Raw genomic sequence first — 13,896 nt, forward strand, 5'->3', positions numbered from 1 at the left:
GCTGATCTTAGTCCTTTTTGATCAGGACCTTACTTCTGAATACAACCTTATACTCTCTCCTGATCTCATAAATATACATACCCGCTGGGTAAGTACGGACATTAAGGTGTAACCGGCCTTGCGCATTCATCGTCTGCCGGATCACTTCTTTGCCATTAACGTCATACAAGTAAAGGGTCAATCCGCCGGGATCGCTTGTAAAGCCCTTCTGCCGGGCTGTGAAATCGATGTATTCGGATGCCGGGTTGGGCGTAGCGGTAACCGAGAGGCTTTCACCGATCGTTTCGGGGCTCCCGGGCTTCTGGCCCTGCCGGCCGCAGGAACATTTGAATTCAGAGATGTCAGACATTGTGCTGTCGGGCATTACGGTCACCAGTCTCCAGGAGAAGCAGGGATAAGTGTTGGGAACATTGAATGTATTGGTCGCGGCATTCATTGTTGTCGAGAAGCCATATGGCGGCACGCCGCAGCACCGGGGATCATAAGTGGAAATGATGACCTTGTAGTAAGCCGCACCGGGCACAGCGGTCCAGGAAAGCTGATTGCTGCCGTCGGGCATGGCCGCACAATCCAGACCCACCGGCGCCGGTACGGAAGGACCGCAGGAGCATTTCGTATCGGAGGGTAGTGAGCGGGTACTGTCAGTCATTATTGCGGTTATCCACCAGGAGAAGCAGCCGGCAACCAGGTTGGAAACATCGGTGCTGGTACCGCCGACATTGCGAAGCAGGGATACAGGGTTGGGGGGATGCGGGCTGGGACAGCATGCCGGGTCGTACTGGTTAATGGTTACCTGATAATAAGCCGCTCCGGGCACGGCGGTCCAGGAAAGCCTGCTGCCATCGGGCAAAGAGTCGCAATCCAGGCCTATGGGGCCAGGCGGCGGGGGTGTACAAGAGCATTGCTTATCCGTAAACGGGGTCTGGCAGCTATCCGGCATTACGGCAAACACCTGCCAGGAGAAGCAATAGGCTAAGGTATTCGCTATTGCAAGCGAGGTATTGTTGGTATTCCACATTACAGAGGTGGGATGCGGATTGGACACATGGCAACATGCGGGATCATTTTTATTAAAGATCACTTTGTAATAAACGGCGCCCGGTACCGGGTCCCAGCTTATCGCGCAACCATTGGCTCGTGGCGTACATTTTGGATTGCCCGGAGCCGGAGGTGTTTTACAGCAGATAATATCGGCGCAGATGTCATCTAAATAAGCATAAGCATAGTGAACATTCCATTGGCAGCTCGACACAAAGAACTCGATCGTGTATGTTTGGCCTGCCTGGGCGTCGAACTCGATAAAATCACAACTCCAGTCTTTCCATATCGTCTTCGTGGTGGTGACATTTCTGCAATCCGGGAGAGCGGTGGTCTGAAACCCAGAGGAGCTGCTGTTAATGCATATTCTCGAGCCTACTTCTGTTCCGGCGCTGTTTAATATCCGCGCTACGAAAAATGCATTACCATTGGCATCGGCGCCGGAGTGCGGCGCCTGTATCACTACCGCATAGGAGAAGTTTATCCTGGCTTTACCCGATATCGATGAAGAAAAGGACTTTTGCAGCATATTCCTTCCGAAATTATCGCAATGCAGGTACCCATTGATCCTTAAAGCATGTAAGGAGCCATTGTGCGTTTGGTTAATGGCGGGGATATTCGGATCGGGAATATTGTTGGTCACCAGGAAATTATCCGGATTGGAAAAGCCGACATTGGTATAGGTAACATTGGTTGTCGGTACTGAGCTGCATAAGCCGCCCAGGTAAAGCGGAGGATTTCCATAGCCATTATATCCCATAGATACCAGCGAAGAAGAGGTTGCCGATTCAAAATCGCCATTGGTGCAGAGCAAATTGGGCGTCGCCCCGGTAGGCTTGTTGGCTGTACCAGTTTCAAAGGGAACATTTCCCGGGTTATAGCGTTTGACCGCGTCGGGGTGAAGGTCGAAATACTGTTGCCTGTAATAGCCTTCCAGGCGTTTTTGGGCAAATTGGTCTAAGCTGGCTTCAGGAACTTCATCCTGTGGCAGGGCAGCCATAAAGGCGTGTGAAAGGGAGTCGTTCTGCGCAGCATTATTCATTTGCCTGTCGACAAAATCTGCGATCTTTTGCTCTTCCTGTTCCATCTGCTTCAACCATGCTGTTCTGCTTATATTGTTGCCTTGGGCATAAAGTGTTGGGGACAGGGCGCTCAAAAAGAGGGCTCCTGCTGTTATCAGGTGTTTAAAAAGACTCATAGCATTTAAGGATTTGATTGTACGTTGAAAATGTGCATAAGGTTGGCCCGGCACCAGCAAGTTCAGTAAGCGCCACCGGTAACAAAGAAGCATTGAAGCCAGCGCTGAACCTAACGAGAATGTATAGATAGGTATCAATAATGTACAGATAGGCTCTTAATTCTATGTTATTGCCCTTGGCTGGCAATGATGGTGCAATGCATTTGTCAGGGGCGCCCAATCTTTTTGGGGGCCTTTCCTTACAGTTATGGATAATCCGCAAACCCGTATTATTTTTGCCGGATGTATCTGTATCTTTTCCCGGTTGTCGCTGCCCTGATGGGCTGGCTGGCCAACCTGCTTTTTGTCCGTTATCTTTTCCGCAAGCTTATCCCGGCTCAAGCACAGGTCCTGGCTGCCGCCGCCGGACGCTACGCTTCGTCCGAACTGCTAAACGCCGATAAGCTCGCCGCAAGGCTTACAGATCCGGAGCGGCTCCGGGCGCTCACGCCGCTTATCGAAAGCCATATCGATATCTTTCTTAAGGAAAAGCTGAAGGAGAAGATGCCTGCGATCGCTATGTTCATTGGCGACAAAACGATCGAAATGATGAAAAAGAGCCTGATGGATGAGATCGATCTGTTGTTGCCCAACCTCCTGGGACGATATATGGGTAGTCTTGGCGAACAGTTGGATATTGAAAAGGCGCTGGTGAAGAAACTGGAAGCGTTGCCCGAAGGAAAGATCGAAGCTTTGCTGAACCAACATCTCGGACGTGAAAAGCGACGATTCCAGCTGCTGGGCGCCCTGACGGGGCTGCTGACAGGCCTGGTGCTGATGGGCATAGCCTTGATGGGCGCCCGGTAGGCAGCTTCCGGTAGGTGTTGGCGCTATTTTTATAATTCCGGCCGGCTATTTACCGCTCATTCTGTAATTTTGCCGCTTAAATTAAACAATCACTTTCTCATAATTATGTTACAACTGCCTAATCAGACCGCATTTTACAAAGGAAAAGTACGCGATGTGTATACCATCGGCGACAAACATCTGGCCATGGTGGTCAGCGACCGTATTTCTGCTTTTGACGTGGTATTGCCCCGGCCAATTCCTTTAAAAGGACAGGTGCTGAACCAGATCGCTGCTTATTTCCTCGACGCGACCAAAGACATTGTACCCAATTGGGTATTGGATGGTACGAGCCTCCCCAATGCGACCATTGGTCTTAAATGCGAGACTTTTCCTGTGGAAATGGTGATCCGTGGCAACCTTACCGGTCATGCCTGGCGTACCTATAAGACAGGCGCCCGCGAATTGTGTGGCGTTGCCCTGCCTGAAGGTCTGAAGGAGAACGATTTTTTCCCCGAACCGATCCTTACACCTACAACCAAAGCGCATGAAGGTCATGACGAAGATATTTCCCGCGAAGAGATCATTAAGCAGGGCCTGGTATCGGAGAAAGATTACGAGCAGCTGGAGAAATATACCCGCGCCCTGTTTGAACGCGGCCGCCAGATGGCCAGCGAACGCGGCCTGATCCTGGTAGATACCAAATACGAATTCGGTAAAATCGGCGATACCATTTACCTCATCGACGAGATCCATACGCCCGATTCTTCCCGCTATTTCTACAAAGAAGGATTTGAAGACCGCCAGGCTAAAGGCGAAGACCAACGCCAGCTCTCCAAGGAATTTGTGCGCGAATGGTTGATGGCCAATGGCTTCCAGGGTAAGGAAGGACAACAGATACCTGAAATGACCGACGAGTTCGTGAACAGCGTTTCCGATCGTTACGCCGAATTGTACAATTACATTACCGGTAAAGAATTTGTGAAACAACCTATTACCGAAGAGGAGCTGCAGCAAGGCATTACAGCAGTGCTGGAGAAATTGTAATGAGAATCTGTTATTTGAAATTGCGATGTCATATATAGGATAAAGAAAGCCGGAAATGGGCATTAGGCTTATTTCCGGTTTCTGATGATCAAATCTCCATTTCAAAAAATCCCCAATTCCCCAATTCCAATTTCTGGTTGCACTCAATCTTAATGTCTAACATCTAAGGTCTAATATCTAACGTCTAAGGTCTAATATCTAACGTCTAATACCTAACGCCAAAACATGTCCCTACGCATATTGATTACGGGTGGTACTTTCGATAAAGAGTACGATATGATCAACGGCAAGCTCGACTTTGAAGAAACGCATGTGCCCGAGATGCTGAAGCTTGGGCGTTGTACCGTCGATGCCGAGATCCGTACGCTGATGATGGTGGACAGCCTGGAAATGACCGATAACGACCGGGAATTGATCCTGCACAACTGCAAGTCGGCGCCGGAGGAACGGATTTTGATCACGCATGGCACCGATACGATGCAGGTGACTGCTGAATACCTGGCGAAGGCGAAAATGGCGAAAACCATTGTGATCACGGGGGCCATGATACCCTACAAGTTTGGCAGCTCCGATGGTTTCTTTAACCTGGGCGCGGCGCTGGCGTTCCTGCAGACCTTGCCGCATGGGGTGTATGTGGCCATGAACGGCCGCTATTATAATTGGGATAACGTGCGGAAAAATAAAAAGACGGGCTATTTCGAAGAGATAACCGGCTCGCTTGCCTCCTAGCCAGAATTCTTTCCCGGATGAAATGACAGAACAGCATGAAGAACGATAGGGGAACCATTAACCTGGACCAGTACAGTAAAACGGCCAGGGAACACGCCAAGGCTTACAAAGACTTTCTGAAGCGGGCGCCCAGGACCGGGACGCTGGCGCAATTACCGGCGCTGCATGAAGAGGCCTTCAGCAGGATCGATTGCCTCAGCTGCGCCAATTGTTGCCGGAACTACTCGCCCCGTTTCAAAATGCCGGATATCAAGCGTATCGCAAAACGGTTGCGCATGAAAGAATCGGCGTTTATCGCAGCCTACCTCCGTATGGACGAAGATGGCGATTATGTGGTTACCAGTGCCCCTTGTCCTTTCCTGGGCGCCGATAACTATTGCAGCATTTATGAGGACCGTCCGAGAGACTGTGTACGGTATCCCTATACCGACGAGGACGTGCTGCTCCGGCAACCCAATCTCACACTGAAGAACGCCGAATCCTGCCCTGCCGTCTTTCATGTGATGGAGCGGCTGCTGCAATCCAAATAACCCTCTCGGTTTTGAAATAACGATTTAATAGGATCAACAGTGGCGCAGACCTGCACAAATGCGGGTTTTTGTATTACATTTGCGCGTACCTTACCCGTAGTCCTGTTTTGTGAAGCAACACCGGCTGCGCCGGGAACGATGTTTTCTTTTTAATTTTTTGTACCATTTGAGGGTAGCTCCCTGTCTGTAATGGATAGGTGATAAGACCCCGGACCAATATGAATAATATTACAGACGTATTACCCCTGCTGGCGGAACCAAAGAAGATATGGATCACCACTCATCATAAGCCAGACGGTGATGCGCTGGGCTCTACGCTCGGCCTGTATCATTATTTGAAGCAAAAAGGGCACGATCCGGTCGTGGTATCGCCTTCGGAAGTGCCCGACTTTCTGGTGTGGCTGCCTGGTATCGATACGGTGCTTAACTTCGAATCGGAACCCAAACTTTGTCTGAAGCGCCTGCAGGAAGCCGATCTGATCTTTTGCCTGGATTTCAGCAGGCTCGACCGGATCAAAGCCATGGAACAGCCATTGCGGCAGGCCACCCAGCCCAGGGTCCTGATCGATCATCACCTGAACCCCGACTACGAAGCTTTTCAGTACGGGATGAGCGAGCCGGAAAAGAGCTCGACCTGTGAAATGGTATACGATTTTATACGCCTTGCCGGTGATGAAGCGCTCATCAGCAACGAGGTGTCCCAATGCCTTTATACGGGGGTGATGACAGATACCGGCTCTTTCCGCTTCCCTATTACCACGGCGGCGGTGCACGAAATGCTGGCCGATCTGAAGCGTAGGGGACTGGATCATGCGGTGATACACCAGCATATTTACGATAGCTGGAGTGCCGAAAGAATGCGCTTCCTCGGATTTGTCCTGTACCAGAGAATGGAGATCTATCCGCAGCAGCATGTAGGCATTGTAACGCTTTCCCAGGAAGATCAGCAGCGGTTTCGTATCGCTACAGGCGATACAGAAGGTATGGTCAACTACCCGCTAAGCATAGAAGCGGTAACCATGGCTGTGATGCTTACGGAAAAAAAGGACGAGATCAGGATGTCTTTCCGGAGCAAAGGCAATATAGATGTCAGCACGTTTGCGGCACAGCATTTCAACGGCGGCGGGCATTTTAATGCCGCCGGAGGACGTTCGCAGCTTTCCCTGGAAGAAACAGTGAAGAAATTAAAAACACTATTGAAAATACTGCCGGCCGAAAGCAAAGAAGTGCCGGCAAACAGGTAACCCGAAAAATTATTTTAACCGCTTAAAGAAAATGAAGTATTCACCGCTTATCATTGCCGGTTGCGCACTGGTGATATCCACCAACAGCTGCAGCGCCAAAAAAACGGATGCAGCAACAAAAGCCGGAACGCAGGCCGTAGCAGCACAAGACGCTAAAGACATCCGACCTGCCATCGCAGACGACAAAGACTTTGTAACAGATCCTGATGGTCTGGATTATAAGATCGTTACCCGGGGTACCGGCACCGTTACGCCCAAACCCGGCGATATCGGCGAAATGCATGTACGATTCCGGATCGGGGATACCGTTATGATCAATACGATGGAAATGAACAACGGACAACCCGTACCTCAACCATTCCAGGCGCCAACGATGAAGGGAGACCTGATGGCCGGATTGTTGAAGATGAAAGCCGGTGATAGCGTAGTATTCCGTATGCTGATGGATACACTGGCAACCCGGGCGCACCAACCCAAGCCGGCCTGGGTAAGGTCGGGGGACTATGCCGTGTGGGAGATCAAAATGGTGAGCATTAAGACAAAAGAACAGGTGGAAGGGGAAACGGCAGCCAGGGAAGGGAAGCAAAAAGGGATTGATGATAAGCTGATCCAGGAATACCTGAAAACCAAAGGTATCCGGAACGCTAAAAAAAGTCCTTCAGGCTTCTATTATGTCATTCATACCCCGGGTACTGGCCTCAGCCCCAAAGCCGGCCAAACCGTAAACGTAAACTATACCGGTCAGAATCTTAAAGGAGAGAAATTTGATTCCAATGTCGATCCGGCATTTCACCATGTAGAGCCTTTTAACTTTCAGCTGGGCAAAAATGGTGTCATTAAAGGCTGGGACCAAGGTGTAGCCTTGATGAAGAAAGGAATGAAAGCTACCTTTTATCTGCCTTCCAACCTGGCTTATGGCGATCACGGTGCGGGCGATAAAATACCGGCCAATACTGTGCTGATCTTTGATATTGAGCTGCTGAGCTTTAAATAACCACCAAACGCTTTATTTAGGAAAGCCGTCTGAAAAGAAACAACAAACTAGATACCAAAAACATAAAAACGAAAGCAAAACATGAAATACGCTTCATTGCTGCTGGCCGCCGGCGCCTTATTCTGCGCGACGACCGGGAATGCCCAGGTAAAGAAAAAGCCCGTAGCCAAAAAGCCGGCCACTACCGGGGCGAGGAAATCGTTTAAAGCCGTACCCGTTATCGGTGGTTTCACTAAGGGACCCGATAACCTGGAATATAAAGTAATTACCCACGGAAAGGGCCTGCTGAACCCCAAAGAGGGCGATGTGGTAGAGCTAATCATCAAGCAGAAGATCGACGACAGCCTGATGATGAACAGCCAGGTAGCCAATATGGGCAAGCCGGTACAGATACCCGTTCAGCGTTCGGCGATCAGGGGCGATCTTATGTCCGGCATTCCGCTGATGCGTGAGGGCGACAGCACTATTTTCAGGGTACGCCTCGACACCATAGCGGCCAGGGCACATCAGCCCAAGCCCGAATGGACTGCCAAAAATGCTTATGTCATCTGGGAAGTGAAGCTGGTAAAGATCAAAGGCAAAGCAGAAGTGCAGGCAGAAATGGCTAAAGCACAGGAGGCAGCTGCAGCGCAAACGAAAGTGCAGGCGGCGACCGACGACAAGCTGATCCAGGAATACCTGGCAAAGAAAGGCATTGCCAATGCGAAAAAAACGACATCCGGCTTGTATTATGTGATCCATAAAGAAGGCGCTGGCCCGCTGGCTGCAGCAGGCAAAAATGTTTCGGTTAACTATACCGGTGTGAATATGGATGGCGAGGCCTTTGACTCCAGTGTGGATTCGGCTTTTAACCACGTGGCGCCTATCGAATTCCCGCTTGGTCAGCACAATGTGATCGCCGGCTGGGACGAAGGCATCGCGCTGATGAACAAAGGCGCAAAAGCAACGTTGTATATTCCATCCGGCCTGGCCTATGGACCGCAGGCCAGAGGGCCAAAGATACCGGCAAATGCCATCCTCATTTTTGATGTGGAGCTGGTAGATATCAAAGATTAATATTGAACTGTAAGTCTGGGCTGTAATTTTAACTACCTTTATTCTTTTTTCCAGTTAAATACCCTTTCAATGAAGAAAAGTAAAATACAACCGAAGCTGACATTGAAAAAAAATGTGATCATCGCCCTGGACAAGGATAGCAAAGATGAGGTGAATGGAGGGGAGTCGTATATGACACCGTGTATGACAAGCCGTACACGACCCGAAGATACGACCGGCCCCATTACACAAATGAAATGCCTGTCCTACTATTATGTATGTGGTTATCAGACATGGATCAATTGCGCAGCAGACAACGTAATCGACATACCTTGAGCAATGTGCCTACAGAGCAAACGGGCTGCCCTTCAACGGCAGCCCGTTTGCTTTTTGTACGATCTGAAGGAATGAGGTTGCCGCCGCTATAACGGGTATATCCTGGTAATATTTTGGTGCGGGGCCTGGCCCTCCAATGATGGAGCGTATTTGTAAAAACAGGTCAAATGGGCTTACATTTGCAGCGCTATGATGTCTAAGAAATGCAAGTATGCCCTGAAAGCCCTCACCAGTCTGGCGCAGCATTACAACAAAGGATTGCTGCAGGCAGGTGTAATGGCGGAGGCCGATGGTATACCTAAAAAATTCCTGGACCAGATATTGCTGGACCTGAAACGCGCCAAGATAGTAAACAGCCGCCAGGGCATCGGAGGCGGGTACTACCTGGTGAAGGCGCCATCCGAAATATCTGTCGCCGATGTATACCGGTTGTTCGACGGACCTATAGCCCTTACTCCCTGCGCCTCGCTCTACTTCTACGAAAAATGCGACGACTGTAAAGATGAAGCTACCTGTTACCTACGCAAAGAATTTATTTCCATCCGGGAAAAGACGAGAAGCATTATGAGCGAAACTACCTTGCAATCCTTTGTTGATAATAAATCCCGGTTACTGCCTTGATCAGCGGTTTTAGTACGCTTTCCCATAGCTTTCGGTATGTCTTGCCGTCCTGTGCAAGACTGGAATTAAGGTTGGAGAATTTTTTTTTGAAAAAAAACACTATAAAGTTGATGGAATTAATATAGTTTACTATTTTTGTCCCGGTCCTTTATTCTTGAGGTATAGCAAACCCGTTTTGCAATAACTCAGAAGCAGGAGCATAACCGGGCTATAACCGTTTACAATAAAAGGTTTCTGTAAATAAGCCCGGAATTTATGGCTGTTTCTTTTTCAAGCTGCTTTCGTAGTTTAAGGGAGTGTCAATTTTTTTTTGCTAAAAAATACTACTAATACGATAGAATTTATAAACTTATACAAATGAGCTTTTACAACGTTTCTGCCTTTTCCGCTTATGTGCATCCTGTAGCTCCGGTAACATGCTGCCGTATCGTTTGTAGCCACCTGGCTATATGCTGTTGTTGTTAAGTTTTTCTTTTTCCTTCCTGCGTTAAAGCCTGCCCTGCGGGCAATCCCTTATTAAATTTAAAGATCAGATGAGTGCTGTATTGCAGCAGGAATGGCATGCGCTGCGTGACCTCCTGCCCTCTTTATCGATATCCGGTATGTTCGACGTGCTGTGTGAACGCTTTACCGGAGCAATTACTTTTTCTACCAGCTTCAGCAATGAGGACCAGGTGATCATCGATCATGTGGGCCGCATCAGCGACAGGATTAAAGTATTTACGCTGGACACCGGCCGGCTGTTTCCCGAAACCTACCAGACCTGGGCCGAAACCGTAGCCTGGTATAACATTACGATAGAAGCCTACTTTCCTGAAGCATCCGAATTGGAACCTTACCTGCACGAACAGGGACCGAATAGTTTTTACCGGTCGCCCGAAGAAAGAAAGACCTGTTGTCACATACGCAAAGTAAGCCCGCTGAAACGGGCATTGCGGGGCAACAAAGTATGGATCACGGGTCTGAGGGCTGAGCACTCGCCTGAACGGCAGAACCTTGAACAGCTTGAGTGGGACGAAGCGCATCAGCTCATCAAGTATCATCCGCTGTTGCATTGGACTACGGCAAGTGTGAATAGCTATATCCGCGAGCGACGCCTGCCCTATAATGTACTGCACGACCGGGGCTTTGCCAGCATCGGTTGCGCACCCTGTACGCGTGCCCTGCGACCAGGCGAACCCTTAAGGGCCGGTCGCTGGTGGTGGGAAGAAGCCGGCAAAAAGGAATGTGGCCTGCATGCGACATAAGATTTCAGCAACAATTAAACTAAAGCTTTATGCCAAGAGATTACCTGGACACGCTTGAATCGGAAGCGATATACATATTGAGAGAAACCGCTGCACAGTTTGAACGTCCGGCATTATTGTTCAGTGGCGGTAAAGATTCGATTACCCTGGTGCATCTGGCGCTGAAAGCCTTTCGCCCGGGACGTCTGCCCTTTCCCCTGGTCCATATCGACACCGGTCATAATTTTCCGGAGGCCCTGGCTTTCCGTGACCGGCTTGCTGTGGCATTGGGTGAGCAGCTGATCGTACGTTACGTTGAAGACACCATACAGTCGAAGAACCTGCAGGATGGCACTGGAAAATTTGCTAGCCGCAATGCCCTGCAGACGCATACCTTGCTGGATACCGTAAGTGAGTTTGCGTTTGATGCCTGCATCGGCGGAGCCCGGCGTGATGAAGAAAAAGCAAGAGCCAAGGAGCGTATATTTTCTGTACGCGATGAATTCGGGCAATGGAATCCGAAGTTGCAGCGGCCCGAACTATGGCAGCTCTACAACGGCAGGATCCATAAAGGTGAAAATGTACGGGTGTTCCCCATCAGCAATTGGACCGAGCTTGATGTATGGCGCTACCTCGAGCGGGAACAGATCGCGTTGCCATCCATTTACTTCGCTCATGAACGGGATGTGATCGAATACGAAAGCCAGCTGATCGCCGTATCGCCCTTTATCCGTCTGGATCCGTCGGACCAGATCACCAGGCGCCGTGTGCGATACAGGACGGTAGGTGATATGACCTGTACCGCAGCCGTAGCCTCTGAGGCCGCTACTATTGCCGACATCATCGGAGAGATTGCCTGTACCCGTATCAGCGAACGTGGCGAGACCCGTATTGATGACAGGGTATCGGAGGCGGCTATGGAAGACCGTAAAAAGAATGGCTATTTCTAACCTCATTTCTCAAAAAAATATTCATGGATCTACTACGTTTCATTACCGCCGGTAGCGTCGACGACGGCAAAAGCACGCTGATAGGGCGTTTGCTTTACGATAGCAAAAGCATATGGGAAGATCAGCTTGAAGCTATAGAACGGCAGAGCAAGCGCAGAGACAATGGTGTTCCCGACCTGGCTTTGCTGACCGATGGCCTAAGAGCCGAAAGGGAGCAGGGCATTACCATTGATGTTGCTTACCGTTATTTTAATACGGTACGCCGGAAATTTATTATTGCAGACGCACCCGGGCATATCCAATATACCCGCAACATGGTTACGGGGGCCTCCAACGCCGATCTGATCGTGATCCTGATCGATGCCCGTCATGGTGTGGCGGAACAAACCCGCCGCCATTCCATCATCGCGTCCTTGCTGAAATTGCCTCATGTGATCGTTGCCGTCAATAAGATGGACCTGGTTGGCTATGCGCAGGATGTATTTGACGGTATCGTAACAGCATATAGCGGCCTGGCCCGCGAATTGCAGCTGCCGCCGGTTACCTATCTGCCCATCAGTGCGCTTCAGGGCGATAATATAGTCAAACGCTCGGCGCATATGTCCTGGTACGAGGGACCGTCCCTGCTGGAGTTGCTGGAAGAGGTATCACTTGCCGGCATAAGCGAAGCCCTGCCGGCGCGCTTTCCAGTTCAGTATGTAATACGGCCGCAAACGGAGACGCTGCATGATTACAGAGGTTATGCCGGCCAGATCAGCAGTGGTACTTTCTCCGTGGGGGATCACGTGACGATACTGCCTTCCGGCGCCACCACGCGTATTGCGCGTATCGAGTCGGGAGCGCAACAGCTGCAGACTGCCTGCGCACCGCAAAGTGTGGTGCTCCATGTCGAAGGAGAATTTGATATCAGCAGGGGCGACCTCATTGTTCCATCCGGTGCTCTGCCCACTCTGCAGCAGGAGCTATCGTCGCTCATCTGTTGGATGGATGTTAAGCCGCTGTTAAAAGGCAACCGGTACCTGCTGCAGTACAATACCTTTCGTACACCTGTGGTGATTAAGGCGCTGGAATACCGGCTCGATGTCAATAGCCTGGACCGTGAAACAACACCGGACCGTATAGAATTGAATGAAGTGGTTCGGGCAAGGATCAAAACCGCTATGCCGCTTGCTTTTGATCGCTATACCGGTAACCATGCCCATGGCGCAGCAATACTGATCGATGAAAGCAGCAATGCTACGGTGGGCGCATTGATGCTGGAAACAGAAGCGGTTTAAAGCAATACCTTATGGATAGAACATTTATAGAGCTGTTGTATGAGCAAGGGCAGGCGACCCTCGGCCTGATCGTGGATAAAAGGTCGGCAGAGGCATTTGTTGAAAACCTGTTCCGATTGCTGTTCCGGAGAGAAAGCCGGAAGTATGCTTCCAAAGCGGAATTGGTACACCAGTACGAAGGATTGCGTGGCAGCTTTTCTTCCATACTCTTCGATATTATTCCCGGGAAGGAGGCAGTGGAGCGTATAGAGACGGCATTCTTTAATGCTTTGCCAGGTTTATATGCCCTGCTGCTCGACGATGCCCGGGCCATACTGCAAAACGATCCGGCTGCTGCCTCTCTCGAAGAAGTGCTGACGGCTTACCCCGGTTTTTTTGCGATCGGTATTTATCGTTTTGCGCATCAATTACATGTATACGGAGTACCGCTGCTGCCCCGCTTTCTTGCCGAGTATGCTCATAGCAAGACCGGCATCGATATTCATCCGGGAGCGCGTATCGGCACTTCCTTTTTCATCGATCACGGCACCGGCATTGTTATCGGTGAAACCACGATCATCGGCGACGAGGTTAAAATATACCAGGGTGTGACCATCGGTGCATTGCATGTGAGCAAAGAGCAGGCCCGTGTCAAAAGGCATCCCACTATCGGCGACCGCGTGATCATTTATTCCGGGGCAACCATTCTCGGCGGAGAAACGGTGGTAGGACATGATAGTGTGATTGGTGGGAATGTATGGCTAACCCAAAGTGTGCCGCCGCAATCTGTGGTCTATCATAAAAGCGAGGTAATCGTAAGGGGCAAGCAGCCATTGCCGGAGCCGGTCAATTTCGTCATCTGATTTT

General features: G+C 50.2%; 14 protein-coding genes. 13 read left to right on the plus strand and 1 reads right to left on the minus strand.

Annotated elements, in window-relative coordinates; translation table 11 throughout:
* Positions 1-7: 7 nt before the first annotated feature.
* Complete coding sequence (locus tag DZK30_RS02020; RefSeq protein WP_162902760.1) at positions 8-2,236, minus strand: T9SS type A sorting domain-containing protein; 2,229 nt, start codon at positions 2,234-2,236, stop codon at positions 8-10.
* 282 nt (positions 2,237-2,518) lie between these two features.
* On the opposite strand from DZK30_RS02020, the gene DZK30_RS02025 reads away from it, so the two are divergent.
* From DZK30_RS02025 to DZK30_RS02085, 13 genes are all read left to right on the plus strand, one after another.
* Positions 2,519-3,082 carry a hypothetical protein gene (locus DZK30_RS02025; RefSeq protein ID WP_118972411.1) on the plus strand — a complete coding sequence of 188 codons (564 nt, stop codon included), beginning with the start codon at positions 2,519-2,521 and terminating at the stop codon, positions 3,080-3,082.
* A gap of 105 nt (positions 3,083-3,187) precedes the next feature.
* Positions 3,188-4,108: a phosphoribosylaminoimidazolesuccinocarboxamide synthase gene (locus DZK30_RS02030; RefSeq protein WP_118972412.1), complete on the plus strand. Its 921-nt coding sequence runs from the start codon at positions 3,188-3,190 to the stop codon at positions 4,106-4,108.
* A 225-nt stretch (positions 4,109-4,333) separates the two neighbouring features.
* Complete coding sequence (locus DZK30_RS02035; RefSeq protein WP_118972413.1) at positions 4,334-4,837, plus strand: asparaginase domain-containing protein; 504 nt, start codon at positions 4,334-4,336, stop codon at positions 4,835-4,837.
* Positions 4,838-4,872: 35 nt separating this feature from the next.
* The gene (locus DZK30_RS02040) at positions 4,873-5,367 is read left to right on the plus strand and encodes a YkgJ family cysteine cluster protein (protein ID WP_118972414.1); all 495 of its coding nucleotides are present in this window, start codon (positions 4,873-4,875) and stop codon (positions 5,365-5,367) included.
* 218 nt (positions 5,368-5,585) lie between these two features.
* Positions 5,586-6,611, plus strand: a complete 1,026-nt coding sequence (locus tag DZK30_RS02045; protein ID WP_118973370.1) for a DHH family phosphoesterase — start codon at positions 5,586-5,588, stop codon at positions 6,609-6,611.
* Between the two features lie 31 nt (positions 6,612-6,642).
* Positions 6,643-7,605, plus strand: a complete 963-nt coding sequence (locus DZK30_RS02050; RefSeq protein WP_118972415.1) for an FKBP-type peptidyl-prolyl cis-trans isomerase — start codon at positions 6,643-6,645, stop codon at positions 7,603-7,605.
* A gap of 81 nt (positions 7,606-7,686) precedes the next feature.
* Positions 7,687-8,661 (plus strand): FKBP-type peptidyl-prolyl cis-trans isomerase, encoded by a 975-nt coding sequence (locus tag DZK30_RS02055; RefSeq protein ID WP_118972416.1) that lies wholly within the window; start codon positions 7,687-7,689, stop codon positions 8,659-8,661.
* Between the two features lie 69 nt (positions 8,662-8,730).
* Positions 8,731-8,976 (plus strand): class I lanthipeptide, encoded by a 246-nt coding sequence (locus DZK30_RS02060; protein ID WP_118972417.1) that lies wholly within the window; start codon positions 8,731-8,733, stop codon positions 8,974-8,976.
* Between the two features lie 189 nt (positions 8,977-9,165).
* Complete coding sequence (locus DZK30_RS02065) at positions 9,166-9,597, plus strand: RrF2 family transcriptional regulator (protein WP_118972418.1); 432 nt, start codon at positions 9,166-9,168, stop codon at positions 9,595-9,597.
* Between the two features lie 533 nt (positions 9,598-10,130).
* Complete coding sequence (locus DZK30_RS02070; protein ID WP_118972419.1) at positions 10,131-10,844, plus strand: phosphoadenylyl-sulfate reductase; 714 nt, start codon at positions 10,131-10,133, stop codon at positions 10,842-10,844.
* Positions 10,845-10,873: 29 nt separating this feature from the next.
* Positions 10,874-11,773, plus strand: a complete 900-nt coding sequence (cysD, locus tag DZK30_RS02075; protein WP_118972420.1) for a sulfate adenylyltransferase subunit CysD — start codon at positions 10,874-10,876, stop codon at positions 11,771-11,773.
* A 23-nt stretch (positions 11,774-11,796) separates the two neighbouring features.
* Complete coding sequence (locus DZK30_RS02080; RefSeq protein ID WP_118972421.1) at positions 11,797-13,050, plus strand: sulfate adenylyltransferase subunit 1; 1,254 nt, start codon at positions 11,797-11,799, stop codon at positions 13,048-13,050.
* Positions 13,051-13,061: 11 nt separating this feature from the next.
* Positions 13,062-13,892, plus strand: coding sequence for a serine O-acetyltransferase (locus DZK30_RS02085; protein ID WP_118972422.1), 831 nt, complete (start codon positions 13,062-13,064; stop codon positions 13,890-13,892).
* Positions 13,893-13,896 lie beyond the last annotated feature (4 nt).

Origin of the sequence: Taibaiella koreensis (genome assembly GCF_003545715.1) — a bacterium.
In the GTDB taxonomy this organism is placed as follows: domain Bacteria; phylum Bacteroidota; class Bacteroidia; order Chitinophagales; family Chitinophagaceae; genus Taibaiella; species Taibaiella koreensis.